We start from the raw sequence: 24,231 nt of genomic DNA, 5'->3' as shown, positions 1-24,231 counted from the left end.
GCAGCGGAAGACCATCTTCAGCGAACTGTGGATAACTCTGAGCGGAAGCAACGCAGGAAGCCGCGCTGTGGATAACTTCAGGGCGGTCAATCCGGGGTAGTCGGTAACATTTAGGCATGCGTATTGCACTGGCTCAGTTGGAATTGTCAGCGTCGGTTGAAGAGAATCTGAACGCGGTGAAGGTGACTATCGCGCGGGCAGCACAGGACAACGCCGATTTGGTGGTTTTCCCCGAAGCCACGATGAAGGCGTTCAATTCCGGTCGCCTGGATGTCGTGGCGGAGTCCAGCAGCGATAGGTTCGTAGCGGAGGTCTCGCAGGCCGCTCACGATGCCGGAATCAGCGTGGTGGTCGGCATGTTCCGGCCGGCAGATGAAGTGGAGCGCGACGGTAAGACGATGCACCGCGTCTTCAATTCGCTGCTTCTGGCTTGGCGTGATGAGGACGGCCCCGGTGTCGAGTTCTACGACAAACTCCACCTCTTCGACGCTTTTGGGTTTCGCGAATCGGATACTGTCGCGCCGGGCAACGCGCACGTGGTCTGTGATGTCCCGCTTGCCGACGGATCGTCGGTCGCCCTCGGTCTTGCGACATGCTTTGACATCAGGTTCCCGGAGCAATTCATTCAACTGGCCAACCTGGGCGCAGAGGTCATCGCGCTGCCTGCATCGTGGAATGATGGCCCGGGCAAGGTAAGGCAGTGGCAGACGCTGGTGTCGGCACGCGCACTGGATAGCACTTGTGTGATTGCGGCAGTCGATGCGGCCCGGCCTGGTGGGGCGAAGGCCGCGGGGAAGGATGAGGGGCCGACCGGCGCGGGGCATTCCATGTTGGTCAATGCGGACGGCGGAGTTATTGCCTCGGCGGGCTACGGCCCGCAGTTGCTTGTGGCCGATGTGGATATAGCGGAGGTGGAGCGGATTCGTCGCTCGATTCCGGTGCTGGAAATTCGCGATCAGGGCTAGCCGGGAAGCAATGAAGCGGGCCGAGTCGAGGGGGCGAAGATTGCGGGATATTAGCCTATAGTTCTACCGATTCGGGCGAAGTCCTTTATATTTCTTATCATGCTGCTCCACATCCTCTGGGTCATCGGAATTACGGCCGAAGGCGTCACCGGCGCACTAGCGGCCGGTCGAATGCGCATGGATCTCTTTGGAGTTTCAACAATTGCGTGCATGACTGCTATCGGCGGCGGTACCCTGCGCGATGTCATTCTCGGTCACTATCCGTTGGTGTGGGTTGCAAGCCCACAATATTTGCTGGTTATTGTCGGTGCAGCACTGATCACGGTGCTGTTGGCCGACTTCCTGATGAAGCACTTCCGGGTCGTGTTCTTGGTCGCTGACGCAATCGGTTTGTCGGCGTTTTCCATCATTGGTGCCCGCGTGGCCATGGAAATGGGGCACGGCGTCATCATCGCTATTGTCGGCGCCGTTCTTACCGGTGCGTTTGGAGGTGTGCTCCGCGACCTGATGTGTGACCGCGTCCCGCTGGTGTTTCAAAAGGAGCTCTATGCCTCCATCGCAGTCGTCGCGGCGACGCTTTACTACGTGCTCGACATGGTTGGCCTGCACGAGAACATCAACATCATCTGTGCGGTGCTGTCCGCACTGTTCATTCGACTAGCGGCGCTTTGGCGTGGCTGGTCGCTGCCGGTATTTGACTATCAGGGGCGCGATTAAAACACAGTACCCAGAAAAACTCTCAGCAAAATACTCTAATTAGCTCAGCAGAATCGATAGTTGTTGCTGAAAAGATTGCCGTTATGGATTTTTCTGGATTCCTCTCCGGTATCGGAGACCCCGAAGCTCTACTCCAGGGGTTTGGCCCTTGGGTGCTTGCGGGGCTTGGACTCATCATCTTCATTGAGTCCGGTGTGCTCTTTCCTTTTCTGCCCGGTGACTCGCTGTTGGTCACTGCTGCCGTCTTAAGGTCAGAGCTAGATGTCCACACTTGGCAGGTGCTGGTTATCGGTATTATTGCCGCGGTGCTGGGCGATCAAGTCGGTTACTTCTTAGGCCACTCCTTCGGCCGCAAACTGTTCAGCGACAATGCAAAGGTGCTGCGAACTAATCGTCTGGAAGCGGCCGAGAAGTTCTTTGCCAAGTACGGACCTCTGTCGTTGGTGCTGGGGCGATTTGTTCCCATTGTGCGCACCTACGTTCCGCTGGCTGCGGGCACTGCGAATATGCCCTACGGAAAGTTCATCGGCTGGAATGTCGCCGGTGCGATTGGCTGGGTCGCCAGTATGGTCGCTGTTGGTGTGCTGCTGGGCAACATTCCGGGAATCACCAGTTCCATCGACAAGATCATGTTACTGGTGATTGCAATTTCCGTGCTACCGGTTGTCATTGGTGGTGTGAATGCGCGTCGTAAAGCAGCTGTTGCGAAGCGCTCGGTGTAGGACGGTGCTGTCGTAAGGGCAGAGGCGCCGACAGAAAAACTCCCGCACCAAGAAAACCTGGTGCGGGAGTTTTTAATTGCGCTAGCGACTACCTAGAGGTGCGCACAAGCGCAGATGCACAGCACGGACGATTAGGAAATCGAAGCCTCGTAGATGCCCTTGACGGACTCAGCCATAGTTGCGTTGAACTCTTCGTCGGACTGCTGAGCAGACAGGCCCTCAGACAGTGCACGGGAGAAGGAAGCAATCATGCCGTGGTTGCGGGACAGGCGCTCGTTGGCGTCCTCGCGCTCGTAGCCACCGGACAGGGCAACGACGCGCATGACCTTCGGGTGCTCAATCAGTGGCTTGTACAGGTCGTCCTTGGTCGGGATGGAAACCTTGATCATAACCTTCTGGTCATCAGCCAGGTCATCCAGGCCGGCGAGCAGCTCGCGCAGGACGATGTCCTCAGCCTCTGCCTTGTCAGCAGCGTTGATGTCGACCTCCGGCTCCAGGATCGGAACCAGACCGTGGGACAGAACCTGCTTGCCGAACTCGAACTGCTGAGCAATGTTGGCCTTGATGCCCTCTTCGTTTGCCTCAGCAATGAAGGAACGCATCTTGGTGCCGAAGATGCCCTTAGCGACACCGCGCTCCAGCAGCTCATCCAGACCCGGGCACGGCTTCATAAGCTGAACGCCGTTCTCCTTGTCGGCGAGACCCTTGTCAGTCTTCAGGAACGGGACGATGCCCTTCTTTTCCCACAGGTACTGAGCGGTCGGGATTCCCTCAATGTCGCGATCCATGGTCTGCTCGAAGAGAATCGCGCCAATAATCTGCTCAGAGTTGAAGGACGGGGAAGTGATGATGCGGGTACGCATCTCGTGAACCAGGTCGAACATTTCATCTTCGTTCGAGTACTGATCCTCGTTGATGCCGTACAGGCGCAGAGCCTTCGGGGTGGATCCACCGGACTGGTCGAGAGCGGCGATGAAGCCCTTGCCCTCAGTCATCTGACGTGCCTGCTCGATGTTCATTCGAGTCCTTTCGTGAGAATGAAGGAATGTCATCTACCAGGGTAACCAAAACAGTATGAGTGCGCTGTCCACCCATCACTCACATGGGGGAAGTTGAATCCGGCGGGAGTGTGCTGGTGAGGACGTCGGGCGGTGTGTCGGAGTGTGTTCGCACGTGGTTTCTGGAGCTTTCCAACGTTTTCTAGTGCTTTCCGGCGCGCTACTACGCTTAACGACGCTGCCGAGCTCAATCCTTTTTGCTATAGGTGTGGTGTGAATCACGGTCGGGAAATTGAAAAATTTGAAGTTGAGTGGAACAGACTCAAGGCTGAGTGCGTTATGGGTAGTGAATGACAAAGTTGAGTCAAAGGGGCGCAAGTTATGAGTTTTACACCAACAACTAAGACTGGAGAAGTTCTCCAGGAAGCTATGAAGGCCGCGACCAGCGCGGGTAACCCGGATATCCGGCCTGGGCACATTCTGGTAGCACTGCTGGAGCAAAAGGAGGGTATTGCGGCTCCACTGCTTGAAGCAGCGGGCGTTAATCCTTCCGGGGTTTTGACCCGCGCTAAGGAGTTGGTCGCGGGGTACCCGTCGGCAAGCGGGGCGAATATGGCGAACCCACAGTTTAATAGGGACGCCGTTAATGCTCTGAACGCCGCCGAGGAGCTGGCGGGGGAGCTGGGAGACGAGTACGTTTCCACGGAAATTCTGCTTATCGGTGTGGCAACTGGCCAGTCGGAGGCGGCAACTGTGCTGCAGTCGGCGGGTGCTACTGCCGAGGCGTTAAAGGGTGCGCTGACTAGTGTGCGTGGATCGAGGAAGGTAACAACGGAGAATCCAGAAGAGCAGTACCAGGCTCTGGAAAAGTATGCGACGGACTTAACCGCGCGGGCACGTGAGGGCAAGATTGACCCAGTTATTGGCCGCGATGCGGAGATTCGTCGCGTGGTACAGGTCTTGAGTCGTCGTACCAAGAACAATCCGGTGCTCATTGGTGAGCCGGGCGTTGGTAAGACGGCCATTGTAGAGGGGCTGGCACGACGCATTGTTGCAGGTGATGTGCCGGAATCTCTGAAGGGCAAGACGCTGATGAGCCTGGATCTGGGCTCTATGGTCGCCGGTGCGAAGTACCGCGGTGAGTTCGAGGAGCGCCTGAAGGCGGTTCTGGACGAGATTAAGGAATCCGACGGTCAGATTATTACCTTCATCGATGAGATTCACACCATCGTTGGCGCTGGCGCCACGGGTGATGGCTCGATGGATGCGGGCAACATGATTAAGCCGATGCTGGCTCGTGGTGAGCTCCGCCTGGTCGGTGCGACGACCTTGGATGAGTACCGCAAGTACATCGAGAAGGATGCTGCGCTGGAGCGTCGTTTCCAGCAGGTCTTTGTCGGTGAGCCGAGCGTTGAGGACGCCATCGGTATTCTGCGTGGCCTGAAGGAACGCTACGAGGTCCACCACGGTGTCCGTATTCAGGACTCCGCGCTAGTGGCTGCGGCAACGCTGTCGGATCGCTACATCACATCCCGCTTCCTGCCGGATAAGGCCATTGACCTGGTGGATGAGGCCGCATCGCGTTTGCGTATGGAGATTGACTCCTCGCCGGAGGAAATCGACTCCGCGGAACGTATTGTGCGCCGCCTCGAAATCGAGGAAATGGCCCTGGAGAAGGAAACTGACATCGCGTCGAAGGAGCGTCTGGACAAGCTCCGTGAGGAACTTGCAGATGAGCGCGAGAAGCTCAACGCTCTGAAGACTCGCTGGCAGAACGAGAAGTCCTCGATTGATGATGTTCGCTCCGTTCGCGAAGAGCTCGATGCCCTGCGCACTGAGTCCGAAAAGGCTGAGCGCGAAGGTGACTACGGGCGCGTCGCAGAGCTGCGTTACGGGCGCATTCCTGAGTTGGAGAAGAAGCTGGAGGCCGCCGAGGAATCGGTCGCTGACGCAGAGGAAAACTCCATGCTCAAGGAGGAGGTCACGCCTCAGGAAGTCGCTGAGGTTGTCTCCGCCTGGACGGGTATCCCGGCTGGCAAGATGATGCAGGGCGAAACCGAGAAGCTACTGGAAATGGAGCTCAACCTCGGCCGTCGCGTCGTTGGTCAGAATGCCGCTGTGGAGGCTGTCTCCGATGCTGTCCGCCGTTCGCGTGCGGGTGTTGCCGATCCGAACCGTCCGACTGGTTCCTTCCTGTTCCTCGGTCCAACTGGCGTTGGTAAGACGGAGCTGGCCAAGGCGCTGGCGGAGTTCCTCTTCGACGATGAGCGTGCGATGGTTCGCATCGATATGTCCGAGTACGGCGAGAAGCACTCTGTCGCTCGTCTGATTGGTGCCCCTCCCGGATACGTTGGCTACGACGCTGGCGGTCAGCTCACCGAGGCTGTTCGTCGCCGTCCGTACACGGTCGTGCTTTTCGACGAGGTTGAGAAGGCTCACCCGGACGTGTTCGATGTGCTCCTGCAGGTGCTCGATGAGGGGCGCCTGACTGATGGTCAGGGGCGAACCGTGGACTTCCGAAACACGATTCTGATTCTCACCTCCAACCTCGGTGCTGGTGGTACGCATGAACAGATCATGGATGCGGTCAAGATGGCCTTCAAGCCGGAGTTCATCAATCGTCTCGACGATGTAGTGATCTTCGATCCGCTGACCTCCGAGCAGCTGCGCGGCATTGTGGACATTCAGGTTCGCAACCTGGCGGAGCGTCTGGCTGCACGTCGTCTGGTGCTGGATGTCTCCGATGGGGCACTGGATTGGCTGTCGGAGCGCGGCTACGACCCGGCCTATGGTGCCCGTCCGCTGCGTCGCCTGGTGCAGAAGGCAATCGGCGATGAGCTGGCACGTCGACTGCTCGCGGGCGATGTTCGCGATGGTGACCGTGTAGAGGTTACGGTTGCTGACGATGGCGAGTCGCTGAAGGTTGTCGGCTATGGCGAGGACGGCGTAGCCCGGGTCTAGGGCGCCCAATCCTCAGGGCGATACCTGTTCAGCAGGCTGTCCGTTTGTTGGGGCGGTTTGGGAGATTTTTCTCCTGAACTGCCCCTTTTTTGTGCTTTTGTTGTCCGGGCTTATGTTCCTTGCGGCCGATCGCGTGGGCTTGTTGCATTCCGGTCGGCCTGGGGTGCACCGGTATAGTGCGCAAATATGACTAACTTTCAGTGGCGACCAGCGACAGACTCCGACCGCCCCTTCATTGCCTGGATGGACGAACTAACGGAAACGTTCGGAGATGAAAGTCAGCCACTGCCGGAAGACTATGTAGTGACGAGGCGTCAATACGTCGACCAGTGGGACGCGAGTCAGGGCGGGGTTATCCTTTTCGCCACTTCGCTTGACGACGCTGACCTCGAGTCGCTCAGTGGCGACATGACCCGCACTGACCCATTTGAACCGAGGGTTTCTCGCGAGGCTACTTACAGTGCGGCCGCCATTAAGGCGGAATGGTTGGAGCGCGGGGATTCGTCGTCAAGCGAAGAATGCGAGGGCTATGAAGTGCCGGTGGGGGCGGCCTGGCTGCGTACGTTTACGAAGGACGATCCGGGGTACGGTTTTGTGGAAAATGGGATTCCTGAGGTAGCGATTGCGCTGCGTCCGGGTGTAGTCGGACGCAGGCTGTCGCAGCCGATGATTGCGGGGCTTCTTGAGTATGCGCGTGAGCTGGGGTACCCGGGGGTTAGTCTGGCTGTCCATGATGCCAACCCGCGGGCGGCGAAAGCTTATGTGAAGGCGGGGTTTGAGCTAGTGGGGCGCTCGAGCTTCCCGGACCACGATGTGATGGTGGTGCGGTTTTAGGCTTTCGGCGTGCAGTTTTTTTGGGGGGCTGCGCGGGTGGTGAGGGACTGCGCGAGTTGGTGGGGTTTTCAGGGCGGATGGTGGGGTGTTTAGGCGCTGGAAGCGAGGCAGCGTTTCGGAAAAAGGTTCGAAAAAGTTGACTTAGGGGGTTGTGGTGTGTCGAATGGGTGTGCGATAATGTGGGGGAGGGAAATTAGTTAGTCCATTTGGGGATTCGGATTGCTAGCGTTTTAAAAGGGGTGGGGAAATGTCTACACCATCGGCGTCAAACGGCGGTGGACCGCTTTCGACATCGCAGGTTTTAGATGCGGTTGCGCAGTTTGAAGCTCTGTCGACAGTCATCGTGGAGAACTTCGAAGTACTTGCACCGGATCATGCGCACGATGCATATAAGTCGATTGAGAAAGCGCGAAAACGACTCGCAGTAATTGATGCGACTTATGTGGAGACTATGAAGGGGCGGATGCCCAGCGCGGAGCACCGAAGGATCGCGTGGCTAGCGCAGGAGATGCGAATCTCGCGAGCAGAAGCGAGGCAGCGTATCAATGTCGTCGGACGTCTGAGTAGGAATGTTGATCCGTTTGCTCCGGCGAATGAGGATGTGCGAATGCCGAACCTTCGTCAGAAGGTTGAGGAAGGTGTTGTCGGTGCGGATGCTGTTGCGAAGATTGACAAAGCCGTTCGGGAGCTGCCGGCAACGGAGCATGCACAGCTGTCTAGGCTGCTGGACAAGCACATTTCAGATTTAGTGGACAAAATCCGTGTTGATGATCTCAATAAATTGCCGAACCGCCTGCGGGCGATGTTGGGGGTTGATGACCCGTATACGGATGAGGACCGCGCTCGGAAACGAAGTCTAAAAATCGGTGCTCAGGGGCCGGACGGCATGAGCCGGTTGAGCGGTGTGGTTACGCCTTCGTTTGCGGCGGTGCTCAAAAGGCTGCAGGCAGATCATGCGCGGCCTGGTGGGTTACTCGAAGAAGGCGCCGATGACCAGCGGAATCCGGAGCAGCGTTTCCATGATGCCGTGGAAGCGGCGGTGAACGGGGGCTTTCAACCAGGCGGTGAGCTTCAGCCGGCGCGGGGGACGACATCGGTGGTCACCGTCGCGCATATCGCAGATGTGGCAGCGTTAGCTGGAGTCTCCCTGCCTGAGGGGAAAGATTTTGTACTTCCTGGATCGGGCAAAGCGGTCTCAGACGCGGGAGTGCGAATTTCCATTAGTCAGGCCGTGCAACAGATGGTTGATAGAAATTCGTTCCTCCAAGTATTGGGGAATGAGGGGCAGACCTTGTATTTTGGTCGGTCCCGCAGGCTGGGGACTTTGCCGCAGTATCTGGCCCTTCTTGGAGAGGAAGGAGGTTCCTCCGCGCCGGGCATGGGCACTCCGGGAGCTATGTGCGATGTTCACCATGTGCAGTCGTGGGCTTCCGGTGGTGGCACTGACCTGGATAATCTCACGTTGGTGGATCCGGGTACGCATCGAAAGATCGACGATGCTCGATGTAATGAAAATGCTTGGTGGACGCTCCGGCCGGATGAGGTGGCGGAGATTCTAGGAACTGACGAAGGGGACGGGGTTAGCGGGGAGTGTGAGCAGGCCTCTACTGATCGTGTGGTCTGGGTGCCCCCGAAAGACGAGGAAGGAAACCGGAAAGCGGAATCCAATGAGGACCCCGATACGTTCGATAGCCCGGGGCGCTGGTTGCGTCGTAAAGCGCGAGAGAAACGGGCGGGGGACACAGTGGATGGCAATGACGAGATGGGGCCGGATCCCGGTGGGTAGTCGGATTGGGAGACCGAGGCCTGGCTTAGAGGCTGATCTTCCGTTTCGTAGTCAGCTTTGTGTTAATAAAGCGGTTGAGGAAAGGGGGGTGCCGATGCTGGCGGCATAGTGCAGCAGTTTTTCTGCGGTGGCACAGCCGATTCCATGGCCTGTGCCTGAGATGAAAACGGCCAGGTGAGCAGCGTCTTCATGCACCTTCCCAAGCTCCTAGTTTTAATAACGTACATATCGCGCTACCAAGTCAATCGATTTAGAATCCGGAATTATGACAACATCCATCTCGGTACAAGAGCTTCGTGACAAGATTGCCGGCGGCGGTCGTATCGTCGTCGTTGACGCACGCTGGTCGCGTGCTAAAAAACCATATGACTCCTACGCCACGGCTCACATCCCACTGGCCGTGTTCTGTGATCCCGAGTTGGACCTAGCAGGTGTTCCAAGCCGAGAAGCTGGTCGCAACCCGTTGCCGGATATCGAGCGTGTGCGCGATGCCGTCCGTCGATGGGGAGTCCGCTCGGAGCATCTCGTGATCGTCTACGACGCGGGCGATGGACTGTTCGCGTCACGTGCTTGGTGGATTCTGCGCTGGGCAGGTTTGGAGAATGTGCGTGTCCTCACCGGTGGGTTAGCTGCTTGGGAAGCAGATGGAAACGAGACTGCCTTCGGGCCCGGAAATCTGCCGCGGCCTGGAACGATTGCGGTGAGTGAAGGCAATATGCCTGTTGCCAGCCTCGATGACGTACGCACCTGGTCTGAGCGTGGAATTTTGGTGGATGCGCGTGAGCCCAGCCGTTTTGAAGGTCGTAGTGAGCGCGTCGATCTGCAGGCAGGTCACATCCCGGGTGCTGTGAACCTGGCGGCTCGCAGTCTGCAAAATGCCGACGGCTCCTTCCTGCCTGTTGAGCAGCTCCGTGAGCGCTTTGCCTCCGTCGGTATCGAAGACGGTCGCAATGTAGCGGTCTACTCCGGTTCCGGTCTTCATTCCTCGCTGTTCATTCAGGCTATGGAAGAAGCGGGCATCACGGGGGCCTCTCTGTATGTCGGTGGCTGGTCCCAGTGGGCTGGCAATCCGAGCCTGCCTATCGTCCGCTTCTAAGCGGGCCCGGGCCAGGGCGACCGCCCCAGGGCCCCAGATGTGCCGTCCATGTGGCTTTTGCCCCTCGCCCTTTACCGTCCTAGAGAGTCCCGTACGCTCTCTCCTCGGGCATTGGCATTGCGCCAGACGGGGGACGGCATCTTGTCGCTGACCAAATAGAACGGCTTCTGGCTTAAGCTAGGAGATTAATGATTCCCCTAGTATTCACCCTCGCAGCGATTCTCATCATCGCCGCAGTCGCGCTGTTCGTTGTCGACCGCCGCCGTCGCAGCATAAGTGAGACTGCTGTGGCGTCTCCGTCATCGCCATCGCTTTACGACGAGCCCTCGGACTTCACCGGCGAAGTAACCGGTGTGGCGGCAGAAGATGTTGTGCCCGAACTGCCGGATTCTTCAGAGCAAGGCAGCCCCGAGACAGCTTCTGTGGCGAGACCGAATGTCGCAGCTGATGCTGACTCTGACTCTGAGGTTGTCGCTGAGACTGATGGTGCCGCTGAAGTTGACTCTGAAACTGAGGTTTCGACGACAGAACTGGGGACTTCAGCTGTAGAAAAGACACCGACGGAGCCTGAATCTGTCTCGGGAATCGAGCCGGCGGCCACTGCTGAAATGCCCGAAGCAACAGAAGACGCGGGTGCTGCCGAAACATCGGAAGCAGCAGCTGATCTGAATGCGGGAACGGACGTGACTCTCCGAAGCGGCGCGGAGTCTGGCACAGAATCTGGAGCAGGGCCTGGCGCGGAGCCAGCCGAGTCGGTGACTGCTGAAGATACCGATACCGCGGATGAGCCCGAGACAGGTTTAGTGGGCGATGCCGTTGCCACAGGGGCCGACAGCACCACCGCTGCTGACGCTCGCACTGGAACTGTTGGGGGTACAGAATTCCGGGCTGCAGCCGGCGAAAATGCCGAGACTGACGAAGTGCCGCAATCATCCGATCGTGCGGCGCGCACCCAGGCCACCCAGGCCACCCCGCACACTGAGCCCACCCAGCCCGCGCAACCGCAGCGCGCTCAGCAGCAATCAGTGGCCCCTATCCGTCGACGTATCAGCGGTCGCCGTGTGCGTCACTTGCGGAAAGCCTGGGCGCAGGAACGTAATTCTGTCTATAACCGTGTGGACCATGAGCTGCCGTCGTACTGGCAGCGTACGCCGGACGGCGATGCCAAGGCCGTGGTCTCCGGTTTCGCCTTTGGCCGGGAAATGCACCTCGCCGATGTCGGCGGCATCACCACCATCGCCATCCGCCGCTCTGTATCCAGCGATGAGGTTTTCGAGTTGCGCCGCAGCGGCGGCACGACGCTGCCTCACGTAGCTACCGAAGCCGGCCTGGTAGTCGCAGCTACCGACCCAGAGCTCATTCATCGCATCTTCGACGACCGTGCAACCCGCATGCTTGCCGACGTACACCCGGCCATTACCCGCATGTGGTCCGAAAACTCCTGGTCCTTGGCTCAGCTGATTGATAATTCAGTGCCAGAGGACTGGGACGGTGCACTGGCATCGCTGTCGGACTTCTCCGACATTGCGCGCAGGTTGCCACCGGCGGAAGGCGAAACCGTCGCTCCGGACACTAATCAGTGGGATCCCACTCGTTTGCAGCTCACCGAGCAGTCCGTTGACTCTGGTTCCTTGATTTCGGATGGAACCGGGCGTGGGCACTTGCACGCGGTACCAGATCAGCGTCGCAACGGTTCTGCTAACCACGAATCGCAGGATCACAGCTCACAGAACGGGCATGCCCAGAGTCACAGCGCGCAGAATAGCAAGGGTGAAGAGCCGCTGGACGTTGAGGAAATTGTTTACGCAGATTCTCCTTCGTCCTCGTCCGCTGCTACCGCGGATGCAACCACGGATGATTCGCAGTGGCCGTCGCAAAGCAATGCACAACCCACGGTGGTGCAGGCGATTGACGGTTCGTCGTGGCGCCCTACGCGGGATATACCGCTGGATCCGACGGCGCTGCCTTCGCGGTCGACGGCACGAAAGATGGGTGCAAACGTTGGCGAGTCGGAGGACATTGGAGATTCTGGCCAGCAGATTCCTGCGCTTGGTGAGGACCCCGAACATAGCCGGATGCGCTCGAGCCAGGGGCGTGTGGTGCGATCAAATGTGAAGCCCGCCAGTATTTTTACCGACGCCGCCCCAGACCTCGACAGCAGCGACGACCCCACCGAATCTGTATCCGAGGACAAGGGCGCAACCCCTGATTCCGCGGACGAGTAGAACCAGACATATCCTTGAGCACACAGTCGTTTATTTAGGAGACAACCTCAGATGAGCATCCACACGAGCAATGTCAATCAGGAGAAGCTGCAGCGTTTGGCCGAGTTGGTCAAGGAGCTGGCGGTTGTTCATGGCAAGGTCACGCTGTCGTCTGGACGTGAGGCTGACTACTACGTTGACCTGCGCCGCGCCACCCTACATCATGAGGCCTCGCGTCTGATTGGTTCCCTGCTACGGGAGCTCACTGCAGACTGGGACTACGCGCACGTCGGTGGTCTGACGCTTGGCGCGGACCCGGTGGCTACCTCTGTCATGCACGCCGAAGGGCGCCCAATTGATGCCTTTGTGGTGCGTAAGGAAGCCAAGAAGCACGGCATGCAGCGCCGCATCGAGGGGCCGGACATTGTGGGCAAGAAGGTCCTGGTTGTTGAGGACACCACCACGACGGGCAACTCTCCGCTGACCGCCGTCGCTGCCCTACGTGAGGCCGGTGCTGAGGTTGTCGGTGTCGCCACGGTGGTTGACCGCGCGACGGGTGCCGGCGAGGTCATCAAGGCTGAAGGCCTGGAGTACCGTTATCTGCTCGGTTTGGATGACTTGGGTCTGGCCTAAGAATCTGAGCGCTAGAGCTATCGCCGAGCCTCACCCTGCTCGCCGAGCCTCACCCTGCTCACCGAGCCTCACCCTGCTCGCCGAGCCTCACCCTGCTCACCGCCCCAACGCAGTCCCACGAAAGAGGAACATCCCCATGACCACCAAGCGCGCAGGACTCCTGTCCAAGCTCACCACGACCAAACTTCCCGGCACCAAGGAAACCGTCGCTGACATGTTTGTGCGTCGCACGGGCGAGGGCCTCGGCGCACTCGTCGGTATCGCCAGCGCAAGCTCCGACACCCGCCGTGCCCCAGAACGTGCCGGCTATATCGCCGCCAGTGCGGTCAACGTTGTCTCCAGTGCCTTCGGCTGGGAGACTCCACGTCGAGTTTCCAAGACTGTCCTCATGCCACTGTTGGCGGCCAATGTTTGGCGCCGTCGCCACGAGACGTCTCGCTTTACGACGACCACCCTGCTCATCGGCCTCGCCGGCGGTTGGCTGGGCGACTTGATTCTCATGCCGAATAAGCCGAACCTGAACCGCGGTTCTGTGCCGTTCGCAGTTAACCAGGTTGCCTACCACGTGCTGCTGTGGCGTGCCGGAGCTCGGATTAGCGCGCTGCGTGCTGCCATTCGCTTCCCACTGTGGGCTGGTTCGGTACCGCTGGTCGGTGCTGTAAAGCCCGAGGCGCTGCCCGCTGCTGTTGGCTACGGTCCGCTGCTGGCTGTGACCTCCGCACTGGCCGATGACCCGGCGCTGCTGGAGGGTGCCGGTGCTGTCGGTACTGATGAGCAGACCGGCCTGCCGATTGCCGATGCCGCCTACGGCCTCGGCCACGGTGGCAACCTGTTCCTCGTCTCCGACACGCTACTGATGGCTCGAAAGATGTTTGCGGAGGAGGGCGTCGTCGGCAAGCTTCTGAATGCGGCAGTGATGGACACCTACACCGTGGCGCAGTTGTTCCTGGTCGAGGGGCTGTTGGCTCTTGACCGCGCCTGAGCCCGGGAAGGGGCCGACGGAATGGTTTGAGGCTCGTGTCGGGGTGGGGCCGTGGGAGCAGGAGCACCCGAACGAACCCCGACCGACCGGCCCAGAATACGATGAGCAGCTTCTGGATGAGGGCGACCGACGTAATGTCGTCGATGCTTACCGCTACTGGACGATGGAGGCTATCGTCGCGGAGCTGGATAAGCGTCGTCATCCGTTGCACATCGCCATCGAGAATTTTGAGAATGACTCCAACATTGGCACCGTGGTACGCACCGCAAATGCCTTCCTGGTGGAGGCCGTGCACATCGTGGGGCGCAAGCGTTGGAATCGTCGCGGCGCGATGGTGACTGACCGCTACCAGCACTTGCTGCACCACGAGACGGTGTCGGAGGTCATTAGCTGGGCGCGCGAGCATGATTTGGCTGTCGTGGCCGTGGACAATGTGCCGGGCTCCGTACCCATCGAAACCGTTGAGTTGCCCGAGCGTTGTCTTTTGCTCTTCGGCCAGGAGGGGCCGGGAGTGACTGAAGAAGCACAGCAGTCGGCGGATTTGACGGTGTCGATTGCCCAATTTGGCTCGACGCGTTCGATAAATGCGGGGGTAGCGGCGGGTATTGCCATGCACTCTTGGATTCGTACTCATGCAGATATCACCGCGGCCTGGTAATTGTCTGCTTAGGTGTTTTATTTCGAAGGCTGTTTTAGAGCTGTTTCACAGCCGTTTTAAGGAGAGCCAGTGGTTCTAAAAATGTCGCGTCCGGAGGCCGAAACGTGGGCCTATCGTGCGGACGTGGCTGAACAGGCGATTCGCAACCGTCATGCGGCGAAGCTGTGGGGTCTTCCGGGCACGAATTTGGCAATGGCTTCCTGGCCCGCGCCGCTGCGACATAAGGTCTTCATCAACTGGCATTACTGGTGGCAGGCGCAGTATCTCGACTGCCTGGTAGACGCAGCCAAGCGCGTGCCTTCTAAGGAGAAGTACCGCGCTATCCGCCAGACCACTCGGGGTATCCGCATTCGCAACCTCACGCTGCTGACCAAGAACAAGTACTACGACGATCGCGCGTGGATGGCGTTGGCGCTCGGGCGTGCCGACGCGGTCCTCGGCGCATCGGTGCCCAAGAAGACGACAGCACGGCTGATTTCATGCTTGGGTGATGGTCGGCAGGAGTCCACGGGTGTGCTGCCGTGGCGTGAGCAGGACCTCTTCTTCAACGTTCCCTCGAACGGTCCTGCAGCCATCGCTCTGGCCCGGGCTGGTCGTATCAAGGAGGCAGAGGAACTTATCGATTGGGTTTACGCCAACCTCCTGGCGGACTCAGGGCTGCTCTACGACGGCATTCGCTTGTCCATGGCAGGTGCCGTCGTACAGAAGGGCATGTTTACGTACAACCAGGGTGTCATGATTGGCGCTTGCCTCGAAGTGGGACTTGCGCTTCGGGCGCACGGCCAGCGTGAACAGGCGACGAAGTATTTCACGCGCGTGCAAAACCTCATCCACGCGGTGGCAAAGGATTTGGCGACCACCGACAATGTCATCGCCGGTGCCGGTGGCGGCGATGGTGGTCTGTTCAACGGCATCCTCGTGCGATACCTCGCCGATGCGGCGGTGCGTTTGCCTGGAGACAATCGCATGAATCGCGCGGCGGCCCGCATTGCTCGCCGACTGGTTCTGGCGTCGGGGGAGAAGTGCTGGTACCACCGCCTCGAGGTTGATGGCCTGCCGCTTTTCCCCGCAGATTGGAACGACAATGCTCAGTTCCCACAGGGCGGTTCGGTTGCGCAATCAGTCGGTGGCGCGGTTCGCGGTTCGGCGATTAAGGAGCGTGACCTCTCTGTCCAGCTGTCGGGTTGGATGCTGATGGAAGCGTGCGCCCGAGTGGCCGATTTTGTTGCGACCAAGCTGGAAAATGGTGAGTCGTTGGATTCGACGAAGCCGAGCTGTCCGGAGTAGTCGGGGAACGCTAGTTGGTCGTCATCTGGCGCTTGCCGACGTTGTACCACCACGCTGTGCCCGCCGTTGCCAACAGAGAGTCACATACTGAGCCCCTGCCATCGCCACGTGATGCCTGGCACAATAGGACGCATGAAACTCAATGACATGATGGCTCCTGCTCCCGTGAAGCTCCCCGTTCTTGACGAGGCCGTTGCTGCCCGCAACGGTGGCGCAAGCCCGGAGGCCGTGGTTCGCGCATGCCCGCGCGATTCCCAGGCTTGGGCGGATTTGGCTGAAAGCGCCTTGTCCGAGGGCCAGGAGATTCAGGCCTATGCCTTCGCTCGCACTGGTTACCACCGCGGTCTGGACCTGCTGCGTGGAAACGGCTGGAAGGGGTTCGGAGCCATTCCGTGGGAGCACGAGCCGAATCGTGGTGTGCTCCGCGCCTTCGCAGCGTTGGCTAAGGCTGCTAAGGCTATCGGCGAGGATGATGAATTCGATCGCATGATGGCGTTGCTGCGTGACAGTGATGAATCCGCGTTGCCAGAACTGGGTCTTTAATCGCGCATAGAGATTCAGCGGGCACATAAGAGTGCACAACAGCACAACGGGTACATAAAAAGCGCACAGTTTTTTACATGAGGATGGTGACTTCGGCATGGCTGGCATAGCTGGTGGGGAAGATAAGGATGCCGCAGCTGCCAGGAATCTAGAGGACCTTGCTCCCGCGCATGTCGACGACCTCGTCGAAGCTAAGGAAACGCAATTCGTCGAGGATAATCCGCGCCCGGATTTCCAAGATTTTCGCAATACGTACCTACATCCGGCCTCCCGCGCAGCAAACAAGCTGCGTCAGAAAGTGAGGCCCCGCACGCGTTTCCTCCATGCGATTGACCGTGTGCGCTCCCGTTGGATGCTCATTGTCCAAGCCACGTTAGCCGCTGGGTTGGCCTACTGGTTCGCACTTGAGGTACTGGGGCACCCCAACCCGTTCTTCGCGCCGATGGCCGCTTTCATCAGCCTCAACGTGATGACCGCAGGTCCTCGCCTAAAGCACTCTGTGGAGTTGGTGCTCGGCGCCTCGTTGGGAGTCGGCATTGGTGATGTGATTATCTCCATCCTCGGCTCGGGTATCTGGCAGCTGACTGTCGGTGTGTTCGTCGCCATGGTCATTGGCGTGTTTGTCGGTCGCGGTCCGCTTGTGGTCAACCAAGCGGCATCTTCAGCCGTGCTCATCGCCACCATTATTCCGCCGGGCACCGCCGGTTCTTATTACCGAATGATCGATGCTCTCGTCGGTGGTGTGGTGGGCATTATTGTGCTCATGATATTGCCGCGAAGCCCGCTGGCGGGTGCTCGCCGCAAGGTGGCCAAGGTCCTCGACATGGGTGCAGACGTACTTTATGACATCGGCATCGGCATGAAAGAGGGCGACACCGATCGCATCCGCACCGCACTGAGCGTGGTGCGCTCCATGCAGGCGCAGGTCTCGCTGATGGACCGCACTGTCGCCGACGCGGGCGAGCAGGTCCGTATCTCGCCGTTGCTCTGGCGCTCTCGGGATAGAATCCACTCGCTGTCGCGCATGGTACATCCCGTCGACAACGCCATGCGCAACATCCGTGTGCTCGCGCGTCGCGCTATCACCGCACGTGAGGATCACATCGACTTCTCGTCCGAACTGTGCGCACTTGTTCTCGGCGTGTCTGAAGGTACGCGCCTGGTCAGTCATGTGCTTGACGACGAAGCCGCCGTGCGCCGAATCCCAGAGTGGGGCGAGTTGCCTTTCGAATCCGGCGACATCGCTATCGCTCAGCTTTCCGAGGGATCCGGAGAGGTCAAGCTTGAAGACGTGGTTCGGTACTTGCGTCGTCTAGCGGCGAAAATGCACCCGCGCGTGATCGAGGACGCAACGCTGTCGGAACAGGTTGTGTTTGCGCAGTCCCGCTCCTTGGTGGTGGACCTGTTGCAGGTGTGTGGCCTGTCCAGACGTTCAGCTGTGGCAACGCTGCCGCCGACGACGCCGTTCCCAGCAATGCCACCGGAGGTATGGGACGAGTAGCCGGTGAGGCGTGGGCGAGTAGTGGCTCGCCAGGCGCCAGTCGGTTACTGCCCACGTGCTATTGCAGCGTGCTCTAGTGCGGTACGCGCTTGACCTCGACGCCACCGAAAGCGACGAAGCCGCGCACAATAATCTTCGGAGCCTGTCCGGCGCCAGGAGCTGGAAGGTGACGTCCCGGCTTTCCAGTAACATCCGTGCCGCCGAAGATGGGCAGCACGTCGACATCAACTTGGTAGTGGTCGGGGACAATGACGTCGACTCCACCGAAGGCGCAGCCAATGTTGACGACAGTGGTTTCCGCGGTCAGGATGGCCTCGCGGAAATCCAAGCCAGTCCCGCCGAAGGCCGCCACCGTGGTGTGCGTGGGAGCGCACGTCCATGGGCCTCTCTTGTCGGTGCCGCCGAAGATGCCGATGGAGAGCTTCGAACCAGTTGCCGCGGCGGAGCTATCAATCCGGGCTGGTTGATGATTGCTGGCTGCATTCGGTGCCACTGAATGGTGCTCGTCCGGGACGCTGTGCAGGTTCGGGCGCAGGTTAGGGTTTGGGTGCGCATGTGGAGTCGGCTCGGCCAGGTTCGCGGGCAGCGACAAGTCCTGTGTCAATGTGGGCAACTCATCAATGTACGTTGCCTTTTGGGCTTTCTCGGTGCGCTCCTGCAGTTCCGCAAAGTCAATCTGGCCATCGCGGAATGCCCATTCCAAGCGTTCCAGCGCAGTGTGGCGGGCTTGGTCGCCAGCGCGTAGCCGTGGGGTGTTGTCAGTCATGATGCTGTCCTATCGAGGCAGTGGCGGGCAGGGGCTTTAACACCCAAATGTTATCTGTACTCGAGCTATCGCGCAGGCCACTTTCGCGCAAGCCACTTTCTCACGGGCAGACCGTGGCTATTGCCCCGACGCAGTTAGTGCACAATCTGCAAGTCGCGAAGGTGTCGGTACAGAGTTGTCTTCTCTCGCGGCTTTCGAGACTCGACTCCATCGCGCACATATCGGAAGCCCAGGCCACCAACTTGAACTGCCCGACCCGTCATCGGACGGTGTAGCTCGCGGGCCGGGGCTTCTTTCGCTTTACGACGGCCACCGCGCCCCAATCCGAGTCGGCTCAGCAGGCCTTTGTTGCCTCCATCCTCGTTACCGATTTCCGCTTCCGGAGCCGGAACTTCGGCCGCAACGATGCCCGGGGCGTCGGGGGTAGGGCGAATCTGCAGGCCGGTGGATGTGCCGGAGAACATCTGATGCTCGTCGACATAGACCTCGCCAGTAAACCCGTTTGCCGAGGACACTCCGGTAATTCCCGGCTCTGTCAGTAGGGCGTAACCAACAATTGCGTGGCCGGTGTCATCGCGAATCAGCGGCACTGGCGTCGTCGGGCGTGTGAGCGCGGTCGCCGCATCGAGCCCTTCTCCTCCTTCGATGCCCCAGTTTTTGGCCGCGGTCGACGGTGCGGTGGGGACATGTGCCACTTCAATCCACAGGAGGTTCTTGCGCATCAGGTAGGTTGCCACGGTAGCCAGTGCCGCGTCGGTGCCAACGACCACAATTCGTAACGGCTCGCTCGGCTTTTGCGGAGCGGGTTGCGGAGCGCCTAAGTGGTCGACTTTCTTCTGCTTGGAGATTTCCTCCGGCGTCGGAGCTGTATCGACAGGCAGTACGTCCTTGGCCAGGTCGTCGATGAAAGCCAGCTCCTTGCGGGTGGGGATCATCGCGACGTCGTGAAGCGCATAGGCGGGTGGTGCCGGAGTAGCTGGTGCTGATGGTGTGGACGGTGCTGATGTAGACCATGATTGGCGGAGCAATTGGGGAAACGCGGGTACATCGGGGCCACACTGCAGCACAACAATACGCATAGGACTACACTCTAATGCGTCGTCTGCAATCCCAGGAGTTGAAGTAGGACTATGGCCGCAATCATTATCGTCGGTGCCCAGTGGGGCGACGAGGGCAAGGGCAAAGCAACCGATATTCTCGGTGGCCGCGTCGACTACGTCGTCAAGCCCAACGGTGGCAATAACGCCGGCCACACCGTTGTCGTCGGCGGTGAGAAGTACGAGCTGAAGCTGCTTCCGGCGGGTGTGCTGTCGGAAAACGCTGTGCCGATTATCGGTAACGGCTGTGTGGTCAACCTCGAGGCGCTTTTCGACGAGATTGATGGCCTCGAAGCTCGCGGTGCAAAAGCCTCCCGCCTGCGCGTTTCCGGCAATGCCCACATGGTTGCTCCGTACCACCAGACGCTGGACCGCGTGACCGAGCGCTTCCTGGGTAAGCGCGCTATCGGCACCACTGGCCGCGGTATCGGCCCGACGTATGCCGACAAGGTCGGCCGTACGGGCTTGCGTGTCCAGGACATTCTGGATGAGTCGATTCTGCGCCAGAAGATTGAGTCTTCGCTGGCTCAGAAGAACCAGATTCTGGTCAAGCTGTACAACCGCCGCGCTATCGACCCGGATGAAGTCTTTGATTACTTCATGGGCTTCGCCGATCGTCTGCGCCCGATGATTATCGACTCGGAGTTTGAGCTCAATCAGGCTTTGGATGCCGGCAAGCACGTCCTCATGGAGGGCGGCCAGGCCACCATGCTCGACGTCGACCACGGCACCTACCCGTTCGTGACCTCCTCGAACCCAACCGCTGGTGGTGCCTGCGTGGGCACCGGCATCGGCCCGACGAAGATCACTTCGGTGCTGGGCATCATGAAGGCCTACACCACCCGCGTCGGTGCTGGCCCGTTCCCGACGGAGCTGTTCGACAAGTGGGGCGAGTACCTGCAGACCACCGGCGGTGAGGTCGGAGTCAACACCGGCCGTAAGCGCCGCTGTGGTTGGTACGACTCGGTGCTGGCTCGCTACGCCGCGCGCGTCAACGGTTTCACGGATCTGTTCATCACCAAGCTGGATGTCCTGACTGGTATCGGCGAGATTCCGATTTGTGTCGCTTACGACGTTGATGGCGTGCGTCACGACGAAATGCCACTCACCCAGTCGGAGTTCCACCACGCTGTCCCGATTTACGAGACCATGCCTGCATGGGACGAAGACATCACTGGCTGCCGCACCTTCGATGAGCTGCCGGACAAGGCCAAGGATTACCTGAACCGCCTGGAGGAGCTCTCTGGCGCTCGCATTTCCTACATCGGTGTTGGCCCGGGTCGTGACCAGACTATCGTTGTCCACGACGTGCTGGACAACTAGCGCTGGACACTTAGTCTGGGGACAGTGGCGAACTAGCCGGAAAATAGTCCGGCTTTCGACCCGACTTTATCGAACTGTTAGATAAAAAATCTTCGGTGTCGAAACCGCTGGCTGCTGTAAAAAAGAACATTTGCTAACCACGAGAAGGCTCTGGGAATTGTCAGTTGACACTGGCATCCCAGAGTCATTTTTGTATCGTAGGCCTCACCGCGTGGTCCAACGACAGAAGTCCAAACGACAGAAGGCGTGTGGTTTTCATGCAAAACACAGGACACCGAGTACAACGACTGGCAAGTTCCGCCGTACTTTCCGGCGCGATGGTTTTCTCCGCAGTAGGTGGAGCCGTTGCAGCTCCCGCGGCTCAGGCGGAACCGGCCCCAGTGCCGGCACCGGCTCCGGCGAAGGCAGATAGCTGTACCCCGAACCCGGCAGCACCTGAAATCCAGGAGGCCCTGGATAAGGTCAACAGGGAGCGTCCGAACAACCATGATGGGTGGAAGTACACTGGCACCTCCAACTTCAGCCCGTGTAGCGATTTGAGCTTTGCTCTCGCAGATCAGGCCAAGCAGGGCAACGCTCAGTCCTCCACTGTGCTGTTGATGTTCCACAAGGGTGAGTTTATTGGTACGGACTCTGACCGGCCTCAGCACATCAACAAGGTGACGCCGACCCCTGATGGTAAGAACATCTCGGTCATCTACCACGACTGGGAGGCCCAGGAGGCCGCAGGTGCGCCGAACGCTGATGCGGCCAAGTTCACCTCTAATGTTCACTTCTTCTGGAACGGAGATCACGTCGTCCACGAGGGCAAGATTCCCGGCGGCGCGACACCCGCTTCCTAAGGACTCCCGAGAATTTTCGAGAGCTTTCGAAAATTCTTGGACACTCCCGGGGTCTCTTGAGTTTTCCCAAGTAAACTCAATTCAGAGTCGGACATGAGAAAGTAATGCTCCGTCGTAGCGCAGTGCTTGAGAAAACTTGAGAGAACAGAAGAGGTTCCAGCCATGAGTGGTCATTCAGTTCGTCGCGGGTCGATGCTGGTTAGCGCGGCGGTCGCAGGTGTAGTGGCTTTGTCCGGTTGCTCCACTGATGAGACCGCAGCACCGACCTCTGCTTCTCAGGTAGATCAAGAAACGACGACCATCACTACGACCACCACTGTCGAGGATGACAGTGAAAGTGCAGATACCCCCAATCCGGATGTCGATGACAACGACTCCGATGGGGGTTCTTCTGCGCCAACCCAGGAAGAGGCTTTCGAAGAAGCGGTTGCCGACCTGAACTCAATGGAAGGTGGCAATGGCAGCGGTTGGACAGTCACGGACGATACGAACTGGGATACCACCAGCGAGTTGACCTTTGCCTCAGCAGTACAGAATGAAATTACGCATTCAACTACCGCTGGTGCAGTGCTGCTGTTTCATAAGGGCGAGTACGTGGGTACCGCCGGTGGTCCGCAGACAATCAACTCGGTCGAGGGCGATGGCAAAACTGTGACCGTCAATTTCTTCGATGTCAATAAAATGATCGAAGACGGCGGTGCCTTCGCCTTTAAAGACCAGTACAACGCTCCCGTTACGTACTCCTGGGATGGGTCAGAGGTCGCTCAAGAAGGCGAGATTCCAAAAGCAGAGGGAAATTAAACGCTCACCCCGCACTCTCTCCAGATGCGAGTGCTGTCAGGCCGTTTTAAAGTAGTGGCGCGCCACACAGTTTTCATCTAGATTTCTGTGTTCCGTAAACCTCCGACGGTAGTTTGTCGACACTGTGTTGTCGGTACTGCGCCGTCGCTATGAAGTCGCTAATACTACGCCCAAAGAGGAAAATCACCGGCCATGTCTTCTCGCAACTCATCTGACTCCATGTTTGACGAACGGACCAAGCAGAGCGAGCAGCCTCAGAATTCACGCGTCCACGGCACGCGCCGCGCAATCGCGGCCATCGCTATGGGCGCGTTTGCTATTTCTCCTATTGCAGCCTGCAGCAATGATGCAGACAACGACGCGGCATCGTCGTCAAGCAGTGCAAGCGCGGTCAGCACTACGTCGAGCGAAGAGAAGACCTTTGAAAAGCAGCAGGTTGCTGAGCTGAATGCGGCCGCGAATGTGCGGCCGGCTGCGATGGCTAAGCTGCCGGAGGGTTTTGATCTGCAGTCGCACCGTGGTGGTCGCGGTGAGTGGACGGAGGAGTCCAAGCAGGCGATGATCAACTCGTTGGAGCTGGGTGTTACGACGTTGGAGCTGGACATCGTCCTGACGAAGGATGGCGTGCCTATGGTCTGGCACGATCCGGAGATCCAAGACGATAAGTGCTCGGACACCGAGCCAGTGACGGAGGGGGATCCGCAGTACCCGTACGTCGGCAAGCTCGTGCATGATCTCACCTATGAGCAGGTACAAACCCTGGTCTGTGACAAGAAGCTCGAGGACTTTCCGGATGCGGAGCCAATCAAGGGCAATAGGATGATGACCCTGCCGGAGCTGTTCGAGCTGACTAAGGACAACCAGGACATCCACTTCAACATTGAGACCAAGATTGAGGGCGAAAAGCGCGCTGACTCGGCAGAACCGCAGGAGTTCGTCGATGTGATTCTCGACGAGATTGACCGCGCGGGTGTGGCTAATCGTGTGATGATTCAGTCCTTCGATTGGCGCTCGCTGCCGCTGGTCGCGGAACGGAACCCGGAGATTCCGCTGGTCATGCTGTGGGACGAGACCACCTGGAAGAAGGATTCTCCTTGGATTGGCGATGTCAATTACGACGAGGTCAATGGCGACATCATCGAGGCCGCCAAGCAGCTCGGCGTGCAGGTGCTCTCACCGACGCACAGCATTCCTTACGGCAAGACACCGTCAGATGCTGACTACCACCCGGTCGCCACGCCGGAGCTAATCTCCCGTGCGCATGAGGCCGGCATGAAGGTGGTGCCGTGGACCGTAAATGAAAAGGAGACCATGCGCGAGCAAATTGCCGCTGGTGTCGACGGCATCATCACCGACTACCCGACGCGACTGCGCGAGGTCTTGGCCGAGCTGAATATGCCGCTGCCGGAGCCTGCTCCGGTGGGTGATGCAGCGATGTCGACGAACTAGTAAACCCGGCCAGCACCAGCGGAAACTCGTCTGTATCCCTGTTTTGCCCGTGTTTAGCTCTGCGGG

At 59.1% G+C, this 24,231-nt stretch carries 21 protein-coding genes; 18 read left to right on the top strand and 3 right to left on the bottom strand.

Features of this window, described 5'->3' with window-relative positions; all coding sequences use genetic code 11:
* Positions 1 to 116 precede the first annotated feature (116 nt).
* The 3 genes from HMPREF3130_RS04335 (at position 117) to HMPREF3130_RS04325 (ending at position 2,404) form a co-directional block, all read left to right on the top strand.
* On the top strand, positions 117 to 965 hold the full coding sequence (locus HMPREF3130_RS04335; RefSeq protein WP_049171725.1) for a nitrilase-related carbon-nitrogen hydrolase: 849 nt from the start codon (positions 117 to 119) through the stop codon (positions 963 to 965).
* Between the two features lie 99 nt (positions 966 to 1,064).
* Positions 1,065 to 1,682, top strand: coding sequence for a trimeric intracellular cation channel family protein (locus tag HMPREF3130_RS04330; protein WP_016421558.1), 618 nt, complete (start codon positions 1,065 to 1,067; stop codon positions 1,680 to 1,682).
* Positions 1,683 to 1,765: 83 nt separating this feature from the next.
* Entirely contained in the window at positions 1,766 to 2,404 is a 639-nt protein-coding gene (locus tag HMPREF3130_RS04325) for a DedA family protein (protein WP_070429395.1), read from the top strand.
* A gap of 131 nt (positions 2,405 to 2,535) precedes the next feature.
* Here HMPREF3130_RS04325 and HMPREF3130_RS04320 read toward each other — a convergent pair whose 3' ends face one another.
* Positions 2,536 to 3,423, bottom strand: a complete 888-nt coding sequence (locus HMPREF3130_RS04320; protein ID WP_070429394.1) for a fructose bisphosphate aldolase — start codon at positions 3,421 to 3,423, stop codon at positions 2,536 to 2,538.
* Positions 3,424 to 3,783: 360 nt separating this feature from the next.
* Between HMPREF3130_RS04320 and clpB the strand changes: the two genes are divergently transcribed.
* From clpB to HMPREF3130_RS04265, 11 genes are all read left to right on the top strand, one after another.
* A complete protein-coding gene (gene clpB, locus HMPREF3130_RS04315; protein WP_070429393.1) occupies positions 3,784 to 6,363 on the top strand; it encodes an ATP-dependent chaperone ClpB in 2,580 nt (859 codons plus the stop codon).
* A gap of 186 nt (positions 6,364 to 6,549) precedes the next feature.
* On the top strand, positions 6,550 to 7,197 hold the full coding sequence (locus tag HMPREF3130_RS04310) for a GNAT family N-acetyltransferase (protein ID WP_070429392.1): 648 nt from the start codon (positions 6,550 to 6,552) through the stop codon (positions 7,195 to 7,197).
* 247 nt (positions 7,198 to 7,444) lie between these two features.
* Complete coding sequence (locus tag HMPREF3130_RS04305) at positions 7,445 to 8,983, top strand: HNH endonuclease signature motif containing protein (RefSeq protein WP_070429391.1); 1,539 nt, start codon at positions 7,445 to 7,447, stop codon at positions 8,981 to 8,983.
* A gap of 265 nt (positions 8,984 to 9,248) precedes the next feature.
* Positions 9,249 to 10,079, top strand: a complete 831-nt coding sequence (locus HMPREF3130_RS04300; RefSeq protein ID WP_049169848.1) for a sulfurtransferase — start codon at positions 9,249 to 9,251, stop codon at positions 10,077 to 10,079.
* Positions 10,080 to 10,267: 188 nt separating this feature from the next.
* Positions 10,268 to 12,304, top strand: coding sequence for a type III secretion system chaperone family protein (locus tag HMPREF3130_RS04295; RefSeq protein ID WP_070429390.1), 2,037 nt, complete (start codon positions 10,268 to 10,270; stop codon positions 12,302 to 12,304).
* A gap of 51 nt (positions 12,305 to 12,355) precedes the next feature.
* Positions 12,356 to 12,916, top strand: a complete 561-nt coding sequence (gene pyrE, locus HMPREF3130_RS04290; protein ID WP_049189439.1) for an orotate phosphoribosyltransferase — start codon at positions 12,356 to 12,358, stop codon at positions 12,914 to 12,916.
* A gap of 136 nt (positions 12,917 to 13,052) precedes the next feature.
* Positions 13,053 to 13,898 (top strand): lysoplasmalogenase family protein, encoded by an 846-nt coding sequence (locus HMPREF3130_RS04285; protein ID WP_016421548.1) that lies wholly within the window; start codon positions 13,053 to 13,055, stop codon positions 13,896 to 13,898.
* Complete coding sequence (locus HMPREF3130_RS04280) at positions 13,885 to 14,556, top strand: TrmH family RNA methyltransferase (RefSeq protein ID WP_070429389.1); 672 nt, start codon at positions 13,885 to 13,887, stop codon at positions 14,554 to 14,556. Before HMPREF3130_RS04285 ends, HMPREF3130_RS04280 begins: the two co-directional genes overlap by 14 nt.
* Before the next feature lie 69 nt (positions 14,557 to 14,625).
* Positions 14,626 to 15,843 (top strand): glycoside hydrolase family 76 protein, encoded by a 1,218-nt coding sequence (locus tag HMPREF3130_RS04275; RefSeq protein ID WP_005510131.1) that lies wholly within the window; start codon positions 14,626 to 14,628, stop codon positions 15,841 to 15,843.
* A gap of 132 nt (positions 15,844 to 15,975) precedes the next feature.
* Positions 15,976 to 16,386 carry a DUF3151 domain-containing protein gene (locus HMPREF3130_RS04270; protein ID WP_016421545.1) on the top strand — a complete coding sequence of 137 codons (411 nt, stop codon included), beginning with the start codon at positions 15,976 to 15,978 and terminating at the stop codon, positions 16,384 to 16,386.
* A 97-nt stretch (positions 16,387 to 16,483) separates the two neighbouring features.
* The gene (locus tag HMPREF3130_RS04265) at positions 16,484 to 17,887 is read left to right on the top strand and encodes an FUSC family protein (RefSeq protein WP_005510217.1); all 1,404 of its coding nucleotides are present in this window, start codon (positions 16,484 to 16,486) and stop codon (positions 17,885 to 17,887) included.
* Between the two features lie 73 nt (positions 17,888 to 17,960).
* On the opposite strand, the gene HMPREF3130_RS04260 is transcribed toward HMPREF3130_RS04265, so the two are convergent.
* On the bottom strand, positions 17,961 to 18,653 hold the full coding sequence (locus HMPREF3130_RS04260) for a DUF1707 SHOCT-like domain-containing protein (RefSeq protein ID WP_070429388.1): 693 nt from the start codon (positions 18,651 to 18,653) through the stop codon (positions 17,961 to 17,963).
* A 134-nt stretch (positions 18,654 to 18,787) separates the two neighbouring features.
* Positions 18,788 to 19,732, bottom strand: a complete 945-nt coding sequence (locus HMPREF3130_RS04255; protein WP_224784293.1) for a hypothetical protein — start codon at positions 19,730 to 19,732, stop codon at positions 18,788 to 18,790.
* 51 nt (positions 19,733 to 19,783) lie between these two features.
* On the opposite strand from HMPREF3130_RS04255, the gene HMPREF3130_RS04250 reads away from it, so the two are divergent.
* The 4 genes from HMPREF3130_RS04250 (at position 19,784) to HMPREF3130_RS04235 (ending at position 24,165) form a co-directional block, all read left to right on the top strand.
* Positions 19,784 to 21,073: an adenylosuccinate synthase gene (locus HMPREF3130_RS04250; RefSeq protein WP_016421542.1), complete on the top strand. Its 1,290-nt coding sequence runs from the start codon at positions 19,784 to 19,786 to the stop codon at positions 21,071 to 21,073.
* 257 nt (positions 21,074 to 21,330) lie between these two features.
* A complete protein-coding gene (locus HMPREF3130_RS04245; RefSeq protein WP_069358963.1) occupies positions 21,331 to 21,915 on the top strand; it encodes an LppP/LprE family lipoprotein in 585 nt (194 codons plus the stop codon).
* Between the two features lie 162 nt (positions 21,916 to 22,077).
* Entirely contained in the window at positions 22,078 to 22,716 is a 639-nt protein-coding gene (locus tag HMPREF3130_RS04240; protein WP_048734507.1) for an LppP/LprE family lipoprotein, read from the top strand.
* Positions 22,717 to 22,908: 192 nt separating this feature from the next.
* Positions 22,909 to 24,165, top strand: coding sequence for a glycerophosphodiester phosphodiesterase family protein (locus HMPREF3130_RS04235; RefSeq protein WP_070429387.1), 1,257 nt, complete (start codon positions 22,909 to 22,911; stop codon positions 24,163 to 24,165).
* The last annotated feature ends 66 nt before the right edge of the window (positions 24,166 to 24,231 follow it).

It is taken from the genome of Corynebacterium sp. HMSC14B06, assembly GCF_001807075.1.
GTDB classification, from domain to species: domain Bacteria; phylum Actinomycetota; class Actinomycetes; order Mycobacteriales; family Mycobacteriaceae; genus Corynebacterium; species Corynebacterium jeikeium_D.
Note: the sequence above shows the minus strand (reverse complement) of the source record. Positions and strands in the feature narration are given on the sequence as shown.

What these genes read in the sequence shown, in the direction of transcription:
- HMPREF3130_RS04335 (WP_049171725.1), top strand. Translation starts at nt 117, where the DNA reads ATGCGTATTGCACTGGCTCAGTTGGAATTGTCAGCGTCGGTTGAAGAG.
- HMPREF3130_RS04330 (WP_016421558.1), top strand. Translation starts at nt 1,065, where the DNA reads ATGCTGCTCCACATCCTCTGGGTCATCGGAATTACGGCCGAAGGCGTC.
- HMPREF3130_RS04325 (WP_070429395.1), top strand. Translation starts at nt 1,766, where the DNA reads ATGGATTTTTCTGGATTCCTCTCCGGTATCGGAGACCCCGAAGCTCTA.
- HMPREF3130_RS04320 (WP_070429394.1), bottom strand. Translation starts at nt 3,423, where the DNA reads ATGAACATCGAGCAGGCACGTCAGATGACTGAGGGCAAGGGCTTCATC.
- clpB (WP_070429393.1), top strand. Translation starts at nt 3,784, where the DNA reads ATGAGTTTTACACCAACAACTAAGACTGGAGAAGTTCTCCAGGAAGCT.
- HMPREF3130_RS04310 (WP_070429392.1), top strand. Translation starts at nt 6,550, where the DNA reads ATGACTAACTTTCAGTGGCGACCAGCGACAGACTCCGACCGCCCCTTC.
- HMPREF3130_RS04305 (WP_070429391.1), top strand. Translation starts at nt 7,445, where the DNA reads ATGTCTACACCATCGGCGTCAAACGGCGGTGGACCGCTTTCGACATCG.
- HMPREF3130_RS04300 (WP_049169848.1), top strand. Translation starts at nt 9,249, where the DNA reads ATGACAACATCCATCTCGGTACAAGAGCTTCGTGACAAGATTGCCGGC.
- HMPREF3130_RS04295 (WP_070429390.1), top strand. Translation starts at nt 10,268, where the DNA reads ATGATTCCCCTAGTATTCACCCTCGCAGCGATTCTCATCATCGCCGCA.
- pyrE (WP_049189439.1), top strand. Translation starts at nt 12,356, where the DNA reads ATGAGCATCCACACGAGCAATGTCAATCAGGAGAAGCTGCAGCGTTTG.
- HMPREF3130_RS04285 (WP_016421548.1), top strand. Translation starts at nt 13,053, where the DNA reads ATGACCACCAAGCGCGCAGGACTCCTGTCCAAGCTCACCACGACCAAA.
- HMPREF3130_RS04270 (WP_016421545.1), top strand. Translation starts at nt 15,976, where the DNA reads ATGAAACTCAATGACATGATGGCTCCTGCTCCCGTGAAGCTCCCCGTT.
- HMPREF3130_RS04265 (WP_005510217.1), top strand. Translation starts at nt 16,484, where the DNA reads ATGGCTGGCATAGCTGGTGGGGAAGATAAGGATGCCGCAGCTGCCAGG.
- HMPREF3130_RS04260 (WP_070429388.1), bottom strand. Translation starts at nt 18,653, where the DNA reads ATGACTGACAACACCCCACGGCTACGCGCTGGCGACCAAGCCCGCCAC.
- HMPREF3130_RS04255 (WP_224784293.1), bottom strand. Translation starts at nt 19,732, where the DNA reads ATGCGTATTGTTGTGCTGCAGTGTGGCCCCGATGTACCCGCGTTTCCC.
- HMPREF3130_RS04250 (WP_016421542.1), top strand. Translation starts at nt 19,784, where the DNA reads ATGGCCGCAATCATTATCGTCGGTGCCCAGTGGGGCGACGAGGGCAAG.
- HMPREF3130_RS04245 (WP_069358963.1), top strand. Translation starts at nt 21,331, where the DNA reads ATGCAAAACACAGGACACCGAGTACAACGACTGGCAAGTTCCGCCGTA.
- HMPREF3130_RS04240 (WP_048734507.1), top strand. Translation starts at nt 22,078, where the DNA reads ATGAGTGGTCATTCAGTTCGTCGCGGGTCGATGCTGGTTAGCGCGGCG.
- HMPREF3130_RS04235 (WP_070429387.1), top strand. Translation starts at nt 22,909, where the DNA reads ATGTCTTCTCGCAACTCATCTGACTCCATGTTTGACGAACGGACCAAG.